Here is a 19,580-nt window from a genome sequence, read left to right as displayed (position 1 = left end):
CATGACGCATGAATTCGACGTGGTCTTCGGCGCTCTCGCCCTGAGGCCCGGGGGCAGTGGTGTCCAGACGTACGCCCGCGAACTCCTCGCCGCCGCCGCGGCGGCCGACACCGACCGGTCGATGGCGGCGATCGTCCAGAGCGACTCGCTGGGCGAACTGCCCGATTCGGTGACCGGACTGGGCAAGCCGGTCACCTCGGGTGTCCGCAGGGCCATCTCGGGTCTGGCGCCGTCGCCGGCGTCGGGTCGGGTGTTCCACAGCCTGGACGTGGACCTGCCGATCAGGGTCGCCGGCCTGACGGTCTCCACCGTCCACGACCTCTCCGTGTTCGACACTCCGTGGGCCTCGAGCGCACTGCGGGCCCGAGGCGAGCGAGCGCTGCTGCGCAGGGCCTTCCGGCGCGCCGACATCCTCATCGCGGTCTCCGAGTTCACCGCCGCACGCGTGCTGGCCCTGTCCGGCCGGCGATCGCACGTCATCCCGTTGGCACCCGCGTCGTGGGCTCTACCGCCCACGGCCGCAGAGGTCGCCGAGGTCCGCGATCGACTCGGGCTGCCGGAGCGATTCGTGCTGCAGGTCGGGACGGTCGAACCACGCAAGGACGTCGCACTGCTGGCGGACGCCTGTGTGGCCGTGGACATCCCGCTGGTCCTCGCCGGGGCCGGCTCGACCGGACCGGACGCACCGAGGCGCGCCCACGGTCTCGGATACGTCGCCACTTCCGACCTGCCCGCGCTGTACGCCGCCGCCACGGTGACCGCGTACTGCTCGCGGTACGAGGGCTTCGGGCTCCCGCCCGTCGAAGCGATGGCGTGCACCGGGGCGGTGGTCGCCAGTGCGGTCGGGGCACTGCCCGACGTCGTCGCCGACGGCGCCCTGCTGGTGCGACACCACACCGTCGAGGCGTGGTCCGAGGCATTGCGTGGCGCGATGGACCCCGAGACGAACTCCGGACTCCGAACCCGTGGACCGCAGGCCGCGGCCGCGTTGAGCTGGAAGGCCGCCGCGGACACGACGCTGGCGCTCTACGGGGGTACGCGATGACCGCGCAGCTCGAGCACCCCACCCAGACCCCGCCGCTGCCCGTCGTCGACGGTCTCGTTCCCGACGACCCCATCGGCACCGAAGAGAAGCGGACCAGTTCGGTGGCCCGCAACATCGGTTCGATGTTGCTCGGCCGCGCCTTCACCGCCGCCCTGGGGTGGATCGGCAGCATCGTGATCGCCCGGGCACTGGGAGCCGAGGAATGGGGCCAGTACTCGTTCGTCTTCGGGCTGCTCGGTGTCCTCAGTGTCATCACCGATCTCGGCGTCGGACGCGTGGTCCTCGCGCGGCTCGTCGGTGACAGCGAGGCCGAGGCGCGTCTGGTGGCGAGTTCGTTCATCGCCCTGCGACTCGTGCTCGGGATGGTCGGGTACCTGGGCGCCGTCGCGTTCGTCGTCCTGGCCGGCTACCCCGGCGAGGTGATCGTCGCGACCCTGGTCGCCGGTCTGGTCGTCGTCGTCGCGACCCCGAGTCATGCGCTCACGGTCCTGTTCCAGAGCCGACTCAAGCTCACGGTCATATCGGTCGTCGAGTCGCTCAGCCAGGTCGTCCAGTTGGCCGCCACCGTGGTGGCCGTCCTCGTCGCCCCGGTCCTGCTGGTGGTGGTCGTCCCCGCCGTCGCGTTCGAGGTCGTGTCCCTGCTCAGCAAGACCTGGATCATCGGGGCGGGCCGACTGTCCTTCCGTCCCGCCAAACGCATCGAGATCTGGCGTTGGTCGGAGATGCTGCGCGAAGCGCTCCCGCTCAGCATCGGCTTCTCGCTGTCGGTGCTGTTGACCAAGATCGACATCCCGATCCTCTCGAAGCTCGATTCCTTCGAGGCGGTGGGCCACTACGCGATCGCGTACAAGTTCTCCGACGTCGTCGCCATGATCGGGATCGCGATCACCACACCGGTCGTCACCGTGTTGGTGGCCTCGTGGCCGAATCGCCTCGTCGAGTTCCGCGCGCGCCTGCACGGTGCCTCGATCCTCACCGTCCTCCTCGCGGGCATGGCGGTGATCGGCGTCTGGCCGGCGGCGACACCGCTGCTGCGACACCTGTACGGGTCGGCCTACGCCGACGCCGACGACGCCACCCGCCTGCTGGTGCTGTCCGCCGGGTTGAGCAGCTTCACCCTGCTGGGGGTCATGACGCTGGTCAGCGCCGGACGCAACCGGGTGTTCCCGCTCGTCGCTCTGACCGGGCTGATCCTGAACGTGACGCTCAACGTCGTCCTGATCCCCAGGCTGTCGTTCAACGGCTCCGCCATCGCCACCATCATCACCGAAGTGCTCGTGTGCGTGGCGATCTGGATCACCGTGGTGCGACAGCTGAGGACCCCCGCCCTGCTCCCGTGGCGGCGCCTCGCCGGCCTCGTCGTGCTGATCGGTCTGATGGTCGTCGCGGTCACCCTGATCAGTCCGTCCGACTCCGTCGTCGGCATCGTCCTGGGCGTGATCGGCGCGCTGGCGCTGCCCGTCGCCGCCCGCGCCTGCCGGATCACCGACTCCGTCGATCCGCGTCGACTGCTCGTCGGTACGGCGAGTGGGGAGATCGACGATCCCGACGAGAAGACCGAGGACGACGACCGGCCGGCGATCGACGTCGGTCACGTCGTGCACACCTACTTCGGACCGGCGGACACACCGTTGTTCGGGACGCTGCACATCCCCTCCACGTCGACCGCACGCGCCGGCGTCGTGCTGTGTTCCTCTCTGGGCAAAGAGCAGATGGACTCCACGAGGGGCGTCCGCATGCTCGGCGAGGATCTGGCCGCCACGGGGATCGTCGCCCTGCGCTTCGACCACCTGAACACCGGTGAGTCCTGGGGCGCACAGGATTCCGCCGACGCGGTGGAGAACTGGATCGCCGGCGTCGCCCACGCCGTCGACCATCTCCGCGGCATGGGGATCACCACGATCAGCGTCGTCGGCCTCCGCGCCGGGGCGCTCATCGCCTCCGCCGCCGTGGCACGCATCGAAGGTGTCGCGGCCGTCGTCTTCTGGGATCCCGTCCTGCGCGGCCGATCCTTCGTCCGCGGCCAGCAGCAGCTGTTCCGTATCGCGGTCGCCGCCGATGCCGGCGGTACGAGTGCACGGCCGACCACCGCCGATGTGGTCGACATCGTCGGCGCCACGTGGCACGCCGACACCGCTGCGCACCTGTCCTCGTTGGCGGTCGACACCGCCGCGCTCGGCGATCTGCCCGTCCTGTTCGCGGTCGCCGACGCCGACGCCTCCTCGGGGGCGCTACGAGCGCAGGTCGACGCCGCTGCGGGATCGGTCGAGGTACGCACCGTCGGCGATCCCACCGGCTTCATCTCACCGCCGAGTTTCTACGTCGAACTGCCGCGGGCCGCGGTGGAGACCATCGGATCGTGGCTCGACGAGCGGATGCCGTCGTCGAGCACGCCGATCGTCGTGACGCCCCGGACGACCGCGGTCATGCAGACCACCGGTACCGGCCAGGAGATCACCACCGAAGTGGTCACCACCGACGGCGGCGCACGCGTCTGGATCACGCGGGCCGGGACGCAACCGAGCTCGGGGATCGTCATGCACTCCACCGCCAACGACGTACGTACCGGACCGGCGAGGCTCTGGCAGTCCGCGGCGCTGCGTGCGGCCGAGATGGGCGCGGTCACGGTGCGGTACGACCGCGTCGGCGTCGGTGAGAGCGGCGCCGTCGTCCGCCGCGGCGACTTCGCCCTGCTGCACTCGGAGGAATCCGTCCGGGATGCGCACGAGGTCACCGCGTTGGCGCGCACCCTGACCACGGGCCAGATCACCCACGCAGGCGTCTGCTCCGGTGCGTGGCTCGCGGCCCGCGTCGCGCTCGACGACGACAACCGCGACCGGGTGATCCTCGTCAACCTGTTGAGCTGGCGCTCCGACGCGCCGTTGGTCGGGGCGGACACCGTCGCATCCTTCGATTCGGGACCGGCCACCACCGCCGCCGCCACCGCGGTCACCACGTCGCGGTCGGCTGCGCTGCGGAGCAGGGTGAAGCCGTTGGCCGCGCGCTACCTGCCCTACGCGGTGTTCGACCTGATCGCGCGAGCCGGTGTCATGCAGAGCCCGCGGTTGCTGATCGGTCCGCTGTCCCGGGCGAACATCGACACCCACCTCGTGTTCGGCGAGGACGACTACGCGCATTTCGTCAGCCAGCGCGGCCTCGGCGCGCTGAGCAGCGTGGCCCGTCGCGGTCCCGCCCCGACCGTGCACGTCGCGGTGGGCGGCGACCACCCCGGGTTCCACCCGAGCGTGCGCGACGCCACCCTCTCCGCGTGTGTGCACGCCATCGCCATCGACAACGCGGGCAGCCGATGACCCCGACACCCGCTCCGGTGCTGTTCGTGTCGCACTCGCCTCAGCGCTCCGGTGCCGAGAAGGTGATGCTGGACCTGGTCGGCGAATGCGCACGCCGCGGCATCCCCGTGGCGGTGGCGTGTCCCGCGGGACCGTTGTCGGAGTCGCTGGGCGTCGGGGTGAGACACGTCCGGATCCCGCATCTGGGCCGGGACCACACGGCCCGGACGCGCGTCGGCGCACTGCTGTCCATGATCGTCGCCTACCTCGGGGCCGCGAGAGTGCTGCGAGCGCAGCGCGATCACCGCATCGTCGCCAACTCCGCGCACGTCCTTCCCGCACTGCGAATCGCACGGGTGGGCGGCACGGCGTGGCTGGTCCACGACCACGTCGTCGACCGCAAGTTCCGACTCTTCATCCGCATCGGCCGCCCCCTGCTGACCCGTGTCGTGGCCGTCTCCCCGACCACGGCGGCAGCCCTCGACGGACTGATCACCGACATCCACGTGGGCCGACTGGGCGTGGACGTCCCGAGCACCCCGCCGCCACCGCCGACCGCCGCGCTGCGGACGGTGGGAACGATGTCGGTGATCACCCAGTGGAAGGGATTGCACGTCTTCCTCGAGGCGATGGCGCGACTGCCCCACCTCGACGCGGAGGTCGCCGGTGAGGCCTTCCCCGGCGACGTCGCCTACGCCGACGGACTCCGACTGCGGGCGACCTCCGACGACCTCGCCGACCGGGTGTCGTTCCCTGGGCGCGTTCGTCCCGGCGAGTCGCTGGCCCGCTGGGCGGTGCACGTGTCGGCGAGCGTCAAACCCGAGGCCGGGCCGCTGACCGTTCTGGAGGCGATGGCCGCCGGCGTGCCGGTGGTGGCCACCGACCACGGCGGACCACAACAGTTCCTGGCCGAGGGTCGCGGGATCCTCGTCGAACCCGACGACCCCGCGGCGATGGCCGCGGGAATCGGCCAGCTGCTCGAGGACCGGACTCTCCGTGAGGACATGAGCCGCGACGCCCACGCGTATGTTGCTCTGCATCACGACCGCAGGACAACGGTCCCGGCGCTGCTCGATCTGGTGCTCGGGCCCGCCGACGACGAGAACGAGCATCGATGAGCACCGTGGAACTCGCACTGGCGGGGATCGTCGCCCTCGCGGGTGCCTGGTGGATCTGGCTGCGCCCGCAGCGCGGTCTGCTGGTGTTCGCGGCCGTCTCGCCGCTGCACTACATCCTCATCTTCTGGTTCGGCGCGAGCTTCCACTCCGGGTGGAAGGAAGCGCTGCTGGGCTACACCGCCGTCTGTGCGCTCGCGCGTGCGCCGTGGAGACGGCTCCCCCGCTTCAACCAACCGTGGGCGTACGTCTTCGTGGCGTTCGCAGCGATCGGCACGATCAGCGCCGTCTCCACCCTGCCCCTGAACGTGGCGCTGTCGCCCATCAAGATCACGTTCTTCTACGGGCTGGTGTTCCCGCTCGTCGTCTGGCTCCGACCACTGGACTCGCGGGATCGCGACCATCTCGTCTCGATCATGATGGTGATGGGGCTGATCACCGGCGTCTACGGCATCTATCAGCAGATCATCGGTCCAGAAGCGCTCGCCGCGCAGGGATTCCAGTACAACACCGACATCCGTACCGCGGGTTCGCTGCTGCGGTCGTTCAGCACCTTCGGTCAGCCCTTCCCCTTCGCGCTGTACGAGATGGTGACGCTGCTGGTGTGTGGCGTCGTGGCCGCCGGTGACCCCCGGCGGCTCCGCAACACCGCCTTCCTGATCCTCACGCCGGTCTACCTCATCGCGATGTCGACAGCGGTGGTCCGGGCGGCCTTCCTGGGGTTGATCGTGGGGCTGCTGTGGATCGGTTTCCTGCGCTACCGCCGGGTTCTGACCGCACTGGGCGTCGCCGCCGTCGCGGCAGCGGTCGGCGCGGCACTCTTCTCCGGGCCGGTGCTCTCGACGTTCCTGTCCTCCAACAGCCTCGGCGAGCGCGGGTCGGGGTGGACCGAATCCATCACGTCTGTCCTGTCGAATCCGTTCGGCATCGGGCTCGGGACGACCGGATCGGCGGCCGAGGTGGTGGCCAAGGCGACCGGCGCCACCTCGGTGCCGTACCAGCCGGACAACTACTTCATGAAGGTCGCCATCGAACTGGGCCCGCTGGGTCTGTGGGCGTTCGTCGGCGTCCTGGTCGTCGCCACCGCGTTCACCGTCCGCGCGATGCGCAGCGCCACCTCCGAATTCGACCGCAGCCTGTGTCTGGGCGTCTCGGCCATGGTCGTCGCGGCCTCGGCGGCGGCGTTGGTCTCGACGTACTTCGAGATCTTCCCCGACGACGCGTACTTCTGGTTGCTGTTGTCCGCGGCCGCATCGACCGTCGCCGCACCGACTCCCACCCGGGACACCACGACGGCCGCCATGGCCGCGGCGCCACGATGAGACGGCGTCTCGCTCGGTTCGGCAGGATCCGGTGGACGCGCAAGCGTGGTGTCATCGCCGTCGTGGTCGGTGTCGTGATCATCGCGGTGGTCGCCGTCTGCGTCACCGTGCCACCCGTGGCACGCATCTTCGGACAGGGCGACACCTCGACCGACCGGTCGTGCATCCCGACCCCGTCGGCCCAACCACTGGGTGTCGCAGCCGGTTCCGGTCTGTCGTCGCTGTCCGACGCCGATCTGGCGCGAACCCTCGACGCGACCGTCGACGGCGGCATGCGCTGGATCCGTTTCGACTTCATGTGGTCGGCCATCGAGCCCCGACCCGGTCAGCTCGACTGGTCGAGTACCGACCGGGTCGTCACGGCCGCGCAGTCCCGCGGTCTGACGATCCTCGGGATCATCGACACCACACCCCAGTGGGCTCGCCCGTCCGCGGCGGCCGATCAGGAGTTCGCCCTGCCCTCCGACCCGGCACAGTTCGGGGCCTTCGCAGGGCTTGCGGCAGCGCGCTACCGGGACAGCGTCGCCAACTGGGAGGTGTGGAACGAGCCCAACATCGCCAAGTTCTCCGCGCCCACACCGGATGTCGGCAGGTATGCCGCCATGCTCTCCGCCGCCTCGGCGGCGATCCGTAGCGCGGGCCCCGAGGGGGTCACCGTGGTGTCCGCCGGCCTCTCACCGGCCGTCGACGGCCCCGATTCCATCGCGCCTGCCACCTTCCTCACCGAGCTGTACCGACGGGGCGACAGGTCGTCGTGGGACGCCGTCGGCATCCATCCGTACAGCTACCCGTATCTCCCACAGGACAAGTCGACCGCCGCCTTCAACACGTTCCTCATGCTGCCCGCCCTCTACGCGATCATGCAGCGCAGCGGCGACGGGGCGAAGAAGCTGTGGGTCACCGAGTACGGCGCGCCGACCGGGGGCAGCACCTCTCAACGAGTGACCGAGAAGTTCCAGGGCGACTCGATCTTCGCTGCGATCATGGCCACGCGGAGCCAGGCCCACTTCGGCCCGTTCTTCGTCTACAGCCTGCGCGACACCGGAACCGACACCTCGGACGCCGAGATGAACTTCGGGATCCTGCGCAACGACTTCACCCCCAAGCCCGCCTACCGCGAGCTGCAGAGGGCAGCCGACTGTCGGTAGGGCAGGTGCTCAGCCGTTGACCGGCTGGCGATCCGCCTCCGGGACATCCGTCGCCGGGCCCGACACCGCGGGTCCGGCTGCGGGCGTGCGGGACCCGGCAGCGTCGGCCACCGCCTCCCCTGCAGGCGCCTCGACTCCGCCGGCCGCGGGCTTGCGGAACGCGAGCGCGAGTCCACCGGGGAGCGACAGGGTTCCGCGCGTGGCGGTCGCGACGACGAGCAGTCGTGCGGGGATGTCCCACGCCGTCAGTGTCTCCATCGCCGCGGCGACCTCGGGGCGGTGCGCCTCGCCCTCGCGTACGACGACGACCGCGAGTCCGTACTGACCATCGGTGATCGCAGGAGCATCCGGTCCCAGGGCCGCCAGTGTGGTCTGCGCGCCCGGGATTCCGGCGAGGTCGGACGCCACGTCGGTGGCACCCGGCGACGACCACACCAGAACGGACGCCGCGCGGGACACGGCCGCCGCGGTCACGGCGGGCAACTGCGTCCCGTCGACGAGCAGATCGACCGGCGTCGAGGTCGTCTCGGCGAGCCGCCGCGCCCACTCGCGGTTGACGGTCTTCCCACGACGAGAGCGTGTCGCGGACAGGATCTCCGCCACCAGGATCATGGCGATGAGACCGATCACGGCCGCGATGGCCGCCGGCGGAATCGTGCCGGCCTTCACAGAGCCGGCCGGTTGGGCGAGCAGGATCAGGCGCTGCGTCGGGGTCGCGTCGGTGGATGCCGCAGTCGTCGAGGTCGCCTGCGACCGGAGCTGGGCGATCTGAGCGGTCAGCGCGGCGATCTCCCGTTGGGCGGTGCCACCCTCCTGGATCACACCGTCGAGTTGATCGGTCAGAGCGGTGAGACGGGTGGACAGGTTGTTGAGTCCGTTGCTGATCGCGGAGTCCGGCGAGCTCGTGGTCGTCACGGCCTGCTGACGGGTCCGGTAGGTGGAGTCGACGGTCGAGACCACCGCCCGGGCGATCGCCGCCGCCTGCTCGCGCGAGTCACCGTCGGCCGAGACGGACACGATGCCGGGCACTTCGCCTGCGCTCACGGTGAACTGGGCGTCCGAGACCCCGGCCGCACGCGAGACGGCGTCGATCACCTGCTGGTCGGTCGACAGCGCGACGAACGGGCCTGCTGCGGTGGCGGCGTCGGTCGAGGTCGCCCCCGACTGACCGGTCGCGGCCGAACCGGGCGTCACGATCTGCGCGACGAGGTCGGCCTGGTAGCGCGTCGACGTACTGGACTGGAATGCGTACACCGCGATGGCGACGACGATCCCCACGATGACCGCGACCGGTAGTACTCGCACCAGACCGCGGACGTGCCCCACGACGTCCACGGTGACCCCGTTTCGGGCACGCGAATCCGACTGACTCATATACGTTCACTTCCCCCTGGCGCCCACGAGTGCGGACGCACGCCACAACCCCCACAGATTGCAGATCCGTACAGAACATTGACGATAGTACTGCACGGTGAGCTGCGGGAGGATGCGCGAGCGACGGCCTGACCCGCACCGATGAGGCCGGGACCGCCGCGGGGTCGCGGCCGTTCCCGTCGCCGCCGACGCGCACGCGTAACCGAAACACCGTCCGAAATGTGTTACCGGCAATTATTCGATCATCATCACAAACTAATTCTTCCTCTTACCGACCACGCACGTCGGAATGGGGCCGAGTAATAACGAACTGATTGCGGTAGGAGAACAAGTCGCATTCTCACCCGACCACCGATATCGACGCCTGCATACTGAGCGCCGGGGTAATCGGAAGGAATGTGGTTGTGCGAACACGCATCACAGCCAGGTGGAATCGCATGGTCGTCATCGTCGCGATGGTTGTCGGAATGGGGATGATCGCGGCCACGCCGGGCGTCTCCCAGGCCGCACAATGTCAGGTGGCCATCGGCGTCTCGCCGGGATCGGCCGTCTTCGACTACTCCGATGCGCAACTGACGCAGTCGTTCTCGGAAACCCGCACGCTGGGCGCGAGCTGGGTCCGGATCGACATCCCCTGGAGCCTCGTCGAGGCCACGCGCGGAACCCTGGCGTGGTCCCGCGTCGACAGGTTGGTCAATGCGGCCCGCGCACGCGGACTGAACGTACTCGGGTTGATCACCTATACCCCGAAATGGGCACGCGTCGCGTCGTCGGTGGATTCCGACAAACTCGTTCCCGCGAACGCGAATGATTTCGGCGTATTCGCCGGACAGGTCGCCCGGCATTATCAGGGTTCTGTAGCCGCGTACGAGATATGGAACGAGCCGAATCTACAACAATTCTTTCTACCTCAGGTGAATCCCACGAAATATGTCTCACTTCTCAAGGCGGCCTCGACGGCCATCCGTCAGGTGTCCCCGCAGACGTACGTCCTCAGCGGAGGCGTGACGGGCGCCTCGAACACCAACGGCAACATGCACCCCACCGACTTCGTCCGGGCCATGTACGCCGCCGGGGCCGCGGGTTCCATGAACGCGGTCGCGATGCATCCGTACACATACCCGCTGGATCCGGCGGACACGCGCCCCAACCAGTACAACTACTTCAACGAGGTCCCGGTCGTGCACGACGTCATGTCGTCCAACGGCGACGGCGGCAAACCCATCTGGATCACCGAGTACGGCGCCCCGACCGGACAGTCACAGGGCTCGCTGTCACCCGCGGCGCAGTCGACGAACATCACCAACGGCATCCGACGAGCGCTCCAACTCGGCTACGTCGGCAACTTCTTCGTCTACTCGATGCGCGACACCGGGACCAACATCTACGACCGGGAACAGAATTTCGGTATGCGTTACAACAACGACACCCCGAAACCCGCGTACACCGACCTCGCGCGGCTCCTCAACGGCTGCTGAGCTACCTCCCGCGGGGAGAACGGCGAGGTCGGAACCCTGTCGGGTACCTGTGACGGGTGGTAACGTCTACTGCTCGTGAGCGACGAAGCCCGAGCACGGCCGACCATTGCGTGGCGTGAGCGCACCGTGACCAGTGCTGACGTGCGGCTGGCGGTGTTCGAGCTCGGCGATCCCAGCGATCCGACCGTCGTCCTGGTGCATGGCTGGCCGGACACGCATCACCTGTGGACGCACGTGGCCCCGCTGCTCGCCGAGGACTTCCACGTCGTCGCCTACGACACCCGCGGCTACGGCGCCACCGACGCACCGTCGGGCGACGCCCCGTACCGACTCGAGGCCCTCGCCGGCGACCTGTTCGCCGTCGCGGCGGCGGTCAGCGACAAGCCGGTGCACGTGATGGCCCACGACTGGGGTTCGGTCCAGACCTGGGAGGCCGTGACCACCCCGGGCGCCTCCGACCGCATCGCCTCGTTCACGTCGGTGTCGGGACCCAATCTCGACCACCTCGGCGTGTGGGCGCGCGGCAAGCTGCGCCGCCCGACCCCGTCCGCCATCGGCACCGCCCTGACACAGGTCGCGTCGTCGGCGTACACGGTGATGTTCCAACTGCCGGTGGTGCCGAAGGTGTTCTTCGGTCTGCTCGGGTACGCCCCGGTGTGGCGGCAGTTCCTGCACCTGGTCGAGGGCACCGCCGCCGGTGACGTGACCGTCTCGCCGACGCTGCACCGCGACATGATCTCCGGTCTGCGGTACTACCGCGCCAACCTGCGGCCCCGACTGTTCCATCCGGACGCCCGCTCGACCGACGTGCCGGTCTTCCAGATCGTGAACCGCCGCGACATCGCGTTGCGGCCCGCGATCTATGACCACACCCACCAGTACGTGCAGGAGCTGTGGCGTCGCGACCTGCCGACCGGACACTGGTTGCCGTATTCGCGTCCGGAGTTGTTGGCCGAGGTGACCCGTGACTTCATCACGTCCCTCGAGAGCGGCACGCCGAGTGCGGCGATCGCCCGCGCCCGCCTGACCGGCACCCCCGCCCCCTTCGCGGGGAAGCTCGCCGTCGTCACCGGTGCCGGCAGCGGGATCGGCCGGGAGACAGCACTGTTGCTGGCCGAGCAGGGCGGTGAGGTGGTCCTCGCCGACATCGACCTCGCCGCGGCCGAGAAGACCGCGAGCATCATCACCGACACCGGTGGCACCGCGCACGCCTATGCCCTCGACGTGGCCGACACCGACGCGTTCGAGGCGTTCGCGTCCACGGTCACCGACTCCCACGGCGTACCCGACATCGTCATCAACAACGCCGGGATCGGCCTGGCCGGACCGCTTCTCGACGCGACCGACGCACAGATCCGACGCCTCGTCGACATCAACCTCGTCTCGGTCGCGACGGGCAGCCGCCTGTTCGGGCGGGCGATGGTCGCGCGCGGACTCGGCGGCCAGATCGTCAACCTGGCCTCGGCTGCCGCGTTCACCCCGCAGCGCGGACTCGGCGCCTACGCCGCCACCAAGGCGGGCGTGCTGCTGCTCAGCGAGTCGCTGCGTGCCGAGTTGGCCGAACACCACATCGGTGTCACGGCCATCTGTCCCGGCATCGTCGACACCAACATCATCTCGGCCACCGAGTTCGCCGGTGCCAGCACAGACGGCCAGGAACAGCTGCGCGACAAGATGAACGGAATGTATCGCCGCCGAGGGTTCACCCCCGATCGGGTGGCGACGGAGATCCTGGGGGCGATCAGTGCAAACCGCGCGGTGGTCCCGGTGACGGTGGAGGCCAAGGTCGGCTACCGCATCTACCGCTTCGTGCCGGGTCTGTCCCGGCGCATGGCCCGCACCAATCTGGTCTGAGGAGATCGTCATGTCACAGTCAACCCACACCTCGAAGGCAGCCCGGGTCACGCCCGGCGAGCACGATCCGGGACCGGTGTCGCTGCACGCGCGCAACGTCGCCTTCGACTTCGAGGCGACACCGCTGCACTGGATCCCGGGCCACCCGATGTCGTCGAACGTCATCAGCATGCTGAACCTCCTGCTGCCCGAGGGCGAGCGGTGGTTCGTCACGACGTACAACGAGGCACTGCCGCTGGTCGCCGACGAGGAACTCGCCGCCACCATGCGCGGGTTCATCGGCCAGGAGGCCATGCACGCCGAAGCCCACGACAAGGTGCTCTGGGACTTCCTCGACCGCCACGGTGTCGACCCGCGCCCGTTCCAGCGGCAGATGCAGTGGTTGTTCCGCAAGGCGTTGTCGCCCAAGCAGTCCTGGTCGGAGGACCGGCGCAAGAAGGATCTCGTCGAGCGCCTCTGGCTGATCGCGGCGATCGAGCACTACACCGCCATCCTGGGCGATTTCGCCTTGAACAACACGTGGCGCGAGCACGGCTCCGATCCGGCGATGACCGACCTGTTCACGTGGCACGGGGCCGAAGAGGTCGAACACCGGTGTGTCGCGCACGATGTCGCGGTCTACTTCGGCGACGGTTACCTCCGACGCGGCCGGGCCATGGCGATCAGCCTCGTCGGACTGTTGATGCTGATCAACCGCGGGAGTCGGTTCATCGCCAAGAGTGACCCCACGATCGAGTACTCGTACTGGCGGATGATCCGCGAGTACGCACGTGGCGCCCGCGCCGGCGTGCTGCCCACGTTGCGGTCGATCATCTTCGCCACCTTCAGCTACTTCAAGCCGACGTTCTATCCCGATCAGATCGGCTCCACCGCACAGGCTGTCGCCTACCTCGCCGCGTCGCCCGCCGCGCGCGCGGCCCATCCGTGAGCACCACCGTGCCGACCGACGAATCGAACATCCCCCCGGTTCCCACGGATGTCGACATGGCTGCCCCGATGGAGATCTACGACGCCGAGGCGACCCCGCCGCACCTCTACGGACGGTTCCGACACGACCCGGCCATGATGTTCGTCGCCGCCGTCACACGGTCCTGGTACCCGCTGCTCGGCCGATTCGTGAAGGCGCCGAAGGACACCCGCATCAACACCGGCGTCACCACGGTCCGGATCGCCGAGCGCACGGTGGTGGCCGAGGACGAGAACGTGGTGTCGCTGACGTTCGTCTCGCTCGACGGCGGGGAGTTGCCGCCGTGGTATCCGGGCGCACACCTCGACCTGCTGCTGCCCTCGGGCCGGATGCGCGAGTACTCGCTCTGCGGTGACCCGACCGACCGGACCTACTACCGCATCGCGGTGCGACGCATCCCCGACGGCGGCGGCGGTTCGGTCGAGGTCCACGAGGGTCTGCGCGTCGGTGACACCATCTCGGTCAAGGGTCCGCGCAACGCTTTCCCGCTCGCGCTCCCGGGCCGCGGCTCACCCGCACAGCGGTTGCGTTTCGTCGCCGGTGGCATCGGCATCACCCCGATCCTGCCCATGGTCGCGGCGGCCGATCGCCTGGATCTCGACTGGTCGATGATCTACACCGGCCGTTCCGAGGACTCCCTCCCGTTCGTCGAGACCCTGCGCTCGCACGGTGATCGCGTCACGGTGCGCACCGACGACAACGGTGGGATCCCCACGGCGGCCGAGCTCCTCGACGGGGTCGAGGCCGGCACCGCGGTGTACTGCTGTGGACCGGTCCCGATGCTCAACGCCATCCGCCGCGAGCTCACCCACATCGACGACGTCGAACTGCACTTCGAACGGTTCAGTCCCCCACCGGTCCTCGACGGTTCGGCGTTCCGGGTCACCCTCGCGGCCACCGGTCGTGAGGTCGAGGTGTCGGCGACCGAGTCGACCCTCGCCGCGGTCCGCAAGACCCAGCCGTCGGTCCCCTACTCGTGCCAGCAGGGGTTCTGCGGGACGTGTCGGGTCCGCGTCCTCGAGGGCGAGGTCGACCACCGGGATTCGCTGCTGACGCCGCCGGAACGCTCGGCCGGGTGGATGCTCACCTGCGTCTCGCGTGCCGCGGCGGGATCCGATCTGCGCCTCGACATCTGAGCGCTCGGGCCCGGCAGGCACTAGGAGTGCGCGCCGATGACCACCTCGGCGATGCCGGAACCCAGAGGGACGGAACGGCAGAGCGGGCGAACGGGATGTGCGGGGTCGACGACGTTGACCAGCAGCTGTTGCGCGTATCGGTCGTAGGGCATCCCGAAGTGGCCGACCATGTCGGCGGCGCACCGATCCGAGATCAGGATGTTCCTCGCGCCCCGTGAGCGGAGCGCGATGTTCGTGTACGGCTGGATCACCTCGTCGTAGCGCGAGCCGATCGTGGTGTAGTCGACACCCGTCACCGTGTCGCCACCGCGGTTGAGTCGGCTGATGAAGTCAGATCCCTCGACCTGCTGCACCAGTGCGGTGCTGACGGGGTCGGGGCCCACCGCCGCGACGAGGCCGGGAACCCGGGCCAGGGGTGAGAGTCCGTAGAAGATGCTGCCGTAGGTGGGTGACGCCAGGCCGATCCATCTGCGCACCCGCGGCGCCGCACCGAGATCGGCGATGACGTAGCGCCCGATCGTGGCGCCCTGCGAGTACCCGATGATGTCGAGGGCCGACGCGCCGGTCGCGGCGAGCACCCGCGGGATGAACGCCGCCACCTGTCGACCGCTGCGGCGGACGTCCTCGGTGCCGAAACTCGTGGTCGACGGGCGGCCGCCGTAGTTGATCGCGAAGACGCAGAAGCCGCGTCGGGCGAGCATAGGGGCTATCTCGCCGAAGTCGGAATAGGCGCTGGAGTCGGTGCCGTGCAGCAGGAGGATCGGGCGCGGGTGTGCGGCGCTCGGTCGGCATCGGAAGTCGTTGGTGCGCGGCGGGGCGGCGTCGGCGTGCTCCTTTGCGTACGCGACCGCCGCGGCCTGGCTCCGGACCACCGGGGCCGCGGCCGTCGGGACCACCGACCGCGACAGTTCGGGCCCGGCGGAGGCGACCCCCGCGGACCCGAACAGCATCACGACCACCACGGTCACCAGCATGCTCACCCGTCCCGCTGACATGTGGGCCAGTGTGAACCTCCCGGACGTATGTCCGTGAGCGTTCGGTCAGATGAATTCCGACCCGACGTCGACCACCGCGGCATCGGCGTGGGTGCGTTCCCGCAATCCCCACCACATGACCGGCGCAGCGAGGCCGGCCGCGGCGACCGCGATCCAGACCGACTGGTGCAGACCGTCGACGAATGCGTCCTGGACCGCGCCGCGGATGGCGTCGCCCATCTGGGCGGGTGCCTGTCGGGCCACCTCGATCCCCGCCATCACCGACGTCTCGGCCGCGGCGCGGGCGGAGTCGGGCAACTCCGCCACGGCCGGCGACCCCGACATCGCCGCCAGGTACACCGAGCTCAACGCGGACCCGAGCACCGCGACACCGAGTGCGCCACCGAACTCGCGGGTGGTGTCGTTGACCGCGGCACCGGCTCCGGCCTGCGCCGGCGGGAGCGCGTTCATCACCACGTGCGTGCAGGGACCCGAGATCAGGCCCAGGCCTCCCGCCATCAGGCTCATCGAGCAGATGATCAGTCCCCAGTAGGACGAGTCGGCGTCGGTGAGCTCGACGAGCGCGAAGCCCGCGGCCATCATCAGCGCCCCGGTCGCCGAGACCGTCGCGACGCCGAGGTACCGGACCAGCGCCATCGCGAGCGGGGAGACGAGTGCGAGCACGACGGCGAAGGGCAGGGTGTGCAGTCCGGCCGACAGGGTTCCGTAGCCCTTCACCGCCTGGAAGTACTGGGTCACCAGGAAGATGAAGCCGAACAGGCAGAAGAACGCGAGCGCGATCAGTGCCGAGGCGGTCGCGAACTGACGATTGCGGAAGACACGGACGTCGAGAATCGGATGCGCCGAACGCATCTCGCGCCGCACGAACACCGCGGCCAACCCCAGGGCGACGATGACCCCGCCGACGGTGCGGGCGTCGGTCCACCCATGGCCGGGCCCCTCGATCACCGAGTAGATGAGCAGTCCCATCGCCGCCACCGACAGCAACAGACCGATCACGTCGAACCCGCCGACATCCTCCTGACGGCCTCCCGAGGGCACGAGCGCCACCACCGCGACGACGACCACCGCGGCGAACGGGAGGTTCACCCAGAACACCGACGCCCACGAGTAGTGCTCCAGCAACCACCCGCCGAGGACCGGACCGATCGCCACCGCGACGCCGGTGGTCGCGGCCCACGCCCCGAAGGCCGCGGCACGCTCGCGGGGATCGGGGAACACGCTGGTCAGCAAGGCCAGGGTGGCCGGGAAGACCAATGCCGCGAACACGCCCAGTCCGACGCGGGAGGCGATGAGCATCGCCAGCGATCCCGACTCCGCGGCGATCACCGAGACGACCGCGAAGCCGATCACCCCGACGAGCAGGGTGCGGCGCCGTCCGAAGCGGTCGCCGAGGTGACCGCCGGTGATCAGCAGGCCCGCGAACGCGAGGGTGTAGGCGTCGACCACCCACTGCAGTCCGGAACTGCTCGCCGCGAGGTCCCGACTGATGGTCGGCAGCGCGACGTTGACGATGGTGTTGTCGATCATCACCATCAACGTCGCGAGGCAGAGGGCGACGAGAGCGAACCATCGCCGGGACGCGGGCGCGCCGGCGGGGATGTCGATCGGCGGGGCGCTGGTCTGGGTCATCGGGGTCTCCCGTTCGGTCTCAGTGGAACAATGTGCCAGTGTTGTAGAACAACGTTCTAAACAAGAAGAACACTGTTCTACTAGGCTGTCAAGGTGGCGACGAAGAGAACACCGGGAACCGATGTCCGCGACGCGTTGGTCAGTGCGGGTCATCGGGTTCTCGCCGCCAAAGGCGTGCGGGGTTTGACCGTTCGAGCGGTCGCGACCGAGGCAGGTGTCGCCCCGATGGGGGTGTACAACCACCTCGACGGCAAGGACGGCCTGGTGGCGGTCATCGTGTCCGACGGGTTCGAACGGCTTCGGGCCACGACGGCCGGCACCCTCGATTCCGATGCGCGCCAACGACTCCGCGAGTCAGGACGACGCTATCGTCGCTTCGCGCTCGAGAACCCGACGCTCTACCGGCTCATGTTCTCCGAGGAGTGCAACCTCGGCGGCGACGCCGGGCTGGCCGCGCTCGGGGCGCTCACCGAGATCGTGCGGTACGCACAGGCCGCCGGCGTCGTCCGCGACGACGACGCGTTCGAGCTGACCCTCGCCATCTGGTCGTGCGTCCACGGCGCGGTGAGCCTGGAACTGGATGGGGCGGCACCGATCCCGGTTGATCGCGATGCGATCTTCGAATCCGTCCTCGATCTCATCGAGAACGGCGTCACCGCGCGCTGAGGGCGCAGGGTCGGCTCAGGGCAGCAGGATCGGCGGTAGACCCGGGATCGGATTGGGGATGCTGCGCGGCCGGGGCCGGGCGCGAGGTGCCGGATTGCTGCGCCGCGGCGCGGCCTGCGCCGTCGGTGGGGCGACGGTGGGCGGCGGCGGTGCCGTGTACTGCGTGGCCGGCGACCGCGCGGCGCCGAGGTCGAGCGGCGGACGCGATTCCTGCGTCGGTGACGGCGTCGACGTCACGCCGCCGGGCGGAACGGCCGTCTGGGCGGCGTTGATCTGACCGCCCATCGCCGGTGGACCCTGGTCTATCCACGGCAGGGTCAGGACCAGGACCCCGAGTGCGGCCGAACTGGCGACCGCACCCGCCCCGACCAGCAGACGACGGTTGTGCACGCGTCGCGCCTCGGGCGACGCCGTGTCGGTGACGAGCGCGGGCGGCGAGTAGTGCCGCGGTCCTCCGGGATCTCTCACATCACGATGATCGTGCACGGAGATCGGTTCCCGCTCACCGCCCGGTCCGAAGAACGCATCGTGCTCGTGGGTGGACGGGAACGATGCGTTCCAGGAGTCGCCGGGGACGATGGGCGCCGCGGTGTCGCGCACCCGTCGCGGCGCCGGCGCGAAGGGCGGTGGCACGAAGGGCTGGGGTGCGAAGGGCTGCGGAACAAAGGGCTGGGGCACGAAGGCCTGCGGCACGACGGGCTGGGGTGCCGGCGGCTGAGGAACGACAGGCTGAGGTGCGAACACCGCGGGAGTGACGGGCGGTACGAACGGCGCGGGCACTGCAACCGGAACCGGCACCGGCGGTGCCACCGGGCTCGGCGGCGGTTCGACGGGTCGCGACATCGACTCGAAGACCGGCGTCGGTTCTGGTGGCGCAGTCGGTTCTGGTGGCGCAGTCGGTTCGAGAGGCGCAGTCGGTTCGGGTGCCACGACCGGCGCCCCGTGTCGGCCACGCGCTCGACCCGGCGCGACGACCTCGTCCCCGACGGCGACCGCCGGAATCGATGAATGCTGCGCGAGCGTGGCGAACAGTCCCGGCCACTGCAGGTGGTCGGGCATGACGACGACGGCACCGACCGGCGGTTCGCGGTCGGACGCAGCCGACTGCCACAGAGCCGCGGCGGCCATCAGGTGCGGGTGCAGTGCGACGACGAGGTCGCGCCGCGAGACCCGGACCAGTCCGACGTGTGCGGTGCCCATCGCGAACGCGCCGTCCGCGGTGGCGAGCGTCGCGCGCAGGCCGGTCACGACGTGGAGCAGCTCGTCGGCCCACTCGTCCGATTCAGGACGGTCCACACGTCCGGTCCGGACCAGGTGGTCGGCGACCGCGAGGTCGAGCATCCGGGGACTGAGCTTGTCGTCGGCCCGTTCGGCCACACGGGCGCCTGTGCCTGCGTCGACCACCGCGGCCAGCAGACCACGCTCGCACAGTTCCACCAGGACGAACGAGGCACAGTCGGCCAGGCCCGCGGCATCGAGACGAGCTCGGATGTCGCGCAGCACGGTGTCGTCGAGGACAACCGGAGCAGAGTCCAGCGCCCGTTCGGCTAAAGACATG

The 19,580-nt window shown here is 69.5% G+C and carries 14 protein-coding genes; 10 read left to right on the top strand and 4 right to left on the bottom strand.

Features of this window, described 5'->3' with window-relative positions:
• The first annotated feature begins 1 nt into the window (after nucleotide 1).
• The 5 genes from LX13_RS11780 to LX13_RS11760 are packed head-to-tail and all read left to right on the top strand — an operon-like array spanning nucleotide 2 to nucleotide 7,920.
• The gene (locus tag LX13_RS11780) at nucleotides 2-1,045 is read left to right on the top strand and encodes a glycosyltransferase family 4 protein (RefSeq protein WP_253661496.1); all 1,044 of its coding nucleotides are present in this window, start codon (nucleotides 2-4) and stop codon (nucleotides 1,043-1,045) included.
• A complete protein-coding gene (locus LX13_RS11775; RefSeq protein ID WP_253661495.1) occupies nucleotides 1,042-4,356 on the top strand; it encodes an oligosaccharide flippase family protein in 3,315 nt (1,104 codons plus the stop codon). The genes LX13_RS11780 and LX13_RS11775 overlap by 4 nt, the downstream gene beginning before the upstream one ends.
• Nucleotides 4,353-5,453, top strand: a complete 1,101-nt coding sequence (locus LX13_RS11770) for a glycosyltransferase family 4 protein (protein WP_253661494.1) — start codon at nucleotides 4,353-4,355, stop codon at nucleotides 5,451-5,453. Before LX13_RS11775 ends, LX13_RS11770 begins: the two co-directional genes overlap by 4 nt.
• Nucleotides 5,450-6,772 (top strand): O-antigen ligase family protein, encoded by a 1,323-nt coding sequence (locus tag LX13_RS11765; RefSeq protein WP_253661493.1) that lies wholly within the window; start codon nucleotides 5,450-5,452, stop codon nucleotides 6,770-6,772. Before LX13_RS11770 ends, LX13_RS11765 begins: the two co-directional genes overlap by 4 nt.
• Nucleotides 6,769-7,920: a beta-xylosidase gene (locus tag LX13_RS11760; protein ID WP_253661492.1), complete on the top strand. Its 1,152-nt coding sequence runs from the start codon at nucleotides 6,769-6,771 to the stop codon at nucleotides 7,918-7,920. The genes LX13_RS11765 and LX13_RS11760 overlap by 4 nt, the downstream gene beginning before the upstream one ends.
• 9 nt (nucleotides 7,921-7,929) lie before the next feature.
• On the opposite strand, the gene LX13_RS11755 is transcribed toward LX13_RS11760, so the two are convergent.
• Complete coding sequence (locus LX13_RS11755) at nucleotides 7,930-9,246, bottom strand: hypothetical protein (protein WP_253661491.1); 1,317 nt, start codon at nucleotides 9,244-9,246, stop codon at nucleotides 7,930-7,932.
• 485 nt (nucleotides 9,247-9,731) lie between these two features.
• On the opposite strand from LX13_RS11755, the gene LX13_RS11750 reads away from it, so the two are divergent.
• The 4 genes from LX13_RS11750 to LX13_RS11735 all read left to right on the top strand — a co-directional run bounded on the left by LX13_RS11750 (nucleotide 9,732) and on the right by LX13_RS11735 (nucleotide 14,729).
• Entirely contained in the window at nucleotides 9,732-10,772 is a 1,041-nt protein-coding gene (locus LX13_RS11750; protein WP_253661490.1) for a cellulase family glycosylhydrolase, read from the top strand.
• A 75-nt stretch (nucleotides 10,773-10,847) separates the two neighbouring features.
• Entirely contained in the window at nucleotides 10,848-12,626 is a 1,779-nt protein-coding gene (locus tag LX13_RS11745) for an SDR family oxidoreductase (protein ID WP_253661489.1), read from the top strand.
• Nucleotides 12,627-12,636: 10 nt separating this feature from the next.
• A complete protein-coding gene (locus LX13_RS11740; RefSeq protein ID WP_253661488.1) occupies nucleotides 12,637-13,554 on the top strand; it encodes a metal-dependent hydrolase in 918 nt (305 codons plus the stop codon).
• A 56-nt stretch (nucleotides 13,555-13,610) separates the two neighbouring features.
• Nucleotides 13,611-14,729, top strand: a complete 1,119-nt coding sequence (locus tag LX13_RS11735; RefSeq protein ID WP_253661487.1) for a PDR/VanB family oxidoreductase — start codon at nucleotides 13,611-13,613, stop codon at nucleotides 14,727-14,729.
• A gap of 20 nt (nucleotides 14,730-14,749) precedes the next feature.
• On the opposite strand, the gene LX13_RS11730 is transcribed toward LX13_RS11735, so the two are convergent.
• Together LX13_RS11730 and LX13_RS11725 are read right to left on the bottom strand one after the other, a co-directional pair.
• Nucleotides 14,750-15,724: an esterase/lipase family protein gene (locus LX13_RS11730; RefSeq protein ID WP_253661486.1), complete on the bottom strand. Its 975-nt coding sequence runs from the start codon at nucleotides 15,722-15,724 to the stop codon at nucleotides 14,750-14,752.
• A 45-nt stretch (nucleotides 15,725-15,769) separates the two neighbouring features.
• Nucleotides 15,770-17,356 (bottom strand): DHA2 family efflux MFS transporter permease subunit, encoded by a 1,587-nt coding sequence (locus LX13_RS11725; RefSeq protein WP_253661485.1) that lies wholly within the window; start codon nucleotides 17,354-17,356, stop codon nucleotides 15,770-15,772.
• A gap of 93 nt (nucleotides 17,357-17,449) precedes the next feature.
• Between LX13_RS11725 and LX13_RS11720 the strand changes: the two genes are divergently transcribed.
• Nucleotides 17,450-18,022 (top strand): TetR/AcrR family transcriptional regulator, encoded by a 573-nt coding sequence (locus LX13_RS11720; protein ID WP_253661484.1) that lies wholly within the window; start codon nucleotides 17,450-17,452, stop codon nucleotides 18,020-18,022.
• A 15-nt stretch (nucleotides 18,023-18,037) separates the two neighbouring features.
• Here the strand turns inward: LX13_RS11720 and LX13_RS11715 are convergent, their stop codons facing one another.
• The gene (locus LX13_RS11715) at nucleotides 18,038-19,579 is read right to left on the bottom strand and encodes a hypothetical protein (RefSeq protein WP_253661483.1); all 1,542 of its coding nucleotides are present in this window, start codon (nucleotides 19,577-19,579) and stop codon (nucleotides 18,038-18,040) included.
• Nucleotide 19,580 lies beyond the last annotated feature (1 nt).

It is taken from the genome of Williamsia maris, from assembly GCF_024171815.1.
Classification (GTDB): Bacteria; Actinomycetota; Actinomycetes; order Mycobacteriales; family Mycobacteriaceae; genus Williamsia_A; species Williamsia_A maris.
Note: the sequence above shows the minus strand (reverse complement) of the source record. Positions and strands in the feature narration are given on the sequence as shown.

Bases quoted from the DNA above. Each gene is read 5' to 3' on its own strand.
- LX13_RS11780 (WP_253661496.1), top strand. From the start codon at position 2: ATGACGCATGAATTCGACGTGGTCTTCGGCGCTCTCGCCCTGAGGCCC.
- LX13_RS11775 (WP_253661495.1), top strand. From the start codon at position 1,042: ATGACCGCGCAGCTCGAGCACCCCACCCAGACCCCGCCGCTGCCCGTC.
- LX13_RS11770 (WP_253661494.1), top strand. From the start codon at position 4,353: ATGACCCCGACACCCGCTCCGGTGCTGTTCGTGTCGCACTCGCCTCAG.
- LX13_RS11765 (WP_253661493.1), top strand. From the start codon at position 5,450: ATGAGCACCGTGGAACTCGCACTGGCGGGGATCGTCGCCCTCGCGGGT.
- LX13_RS11760 (WP_253661492.1), top strand. From the start codon at position 6,769: ATGAGACGGCGTCTCGCTCGGTTCGGCAGGATCCGGTGGACGCGCAAG.
- LX13_RS11750 (WP_253661490.1), top strand. From the start codon at position 9,732: ATGGTCGTCATCGTCGCGATGGTTGTCGGAATGGGGATGATCGCGGCC.
- LX13_RS11740 (WP_253661488.1), top strand. From the start codon at position 12,637: ATGTCACAGTCAACCCACACCTCGAAGGCAGCCCGGGTCACGCCCGGC.
- LX13_RS11735 (WP_253661487.1), top strand. From the start codon at position 13,611: ATGGCTGCCCCGATGGAGATCTACGACGCCGAGGCGACCCCGCCGCAC.
- LX13_RS11730 (WP_253661486.1), bottom strand. From the start codon at position 15,724: ATGTCAGCGGGACGGGTGAGCATGCTGGTGACCGTGGTGGTCGTGATG.
- LX13_RS11725 (WP_253661485.1), bottom strand. From the start codon at position 17,356: ATGACCCAGACCAGCGCCCCGCCGATCGACATCCCCGCCGGCGCGCCC.
- LX13_RS11715 (WP_253661483.1), bottom strand. From the start codon at position 19,579: ATGTCTTTAGCCGAACGGGCGCTGGACTCTGCTCCGGTTGTCCTCGAC.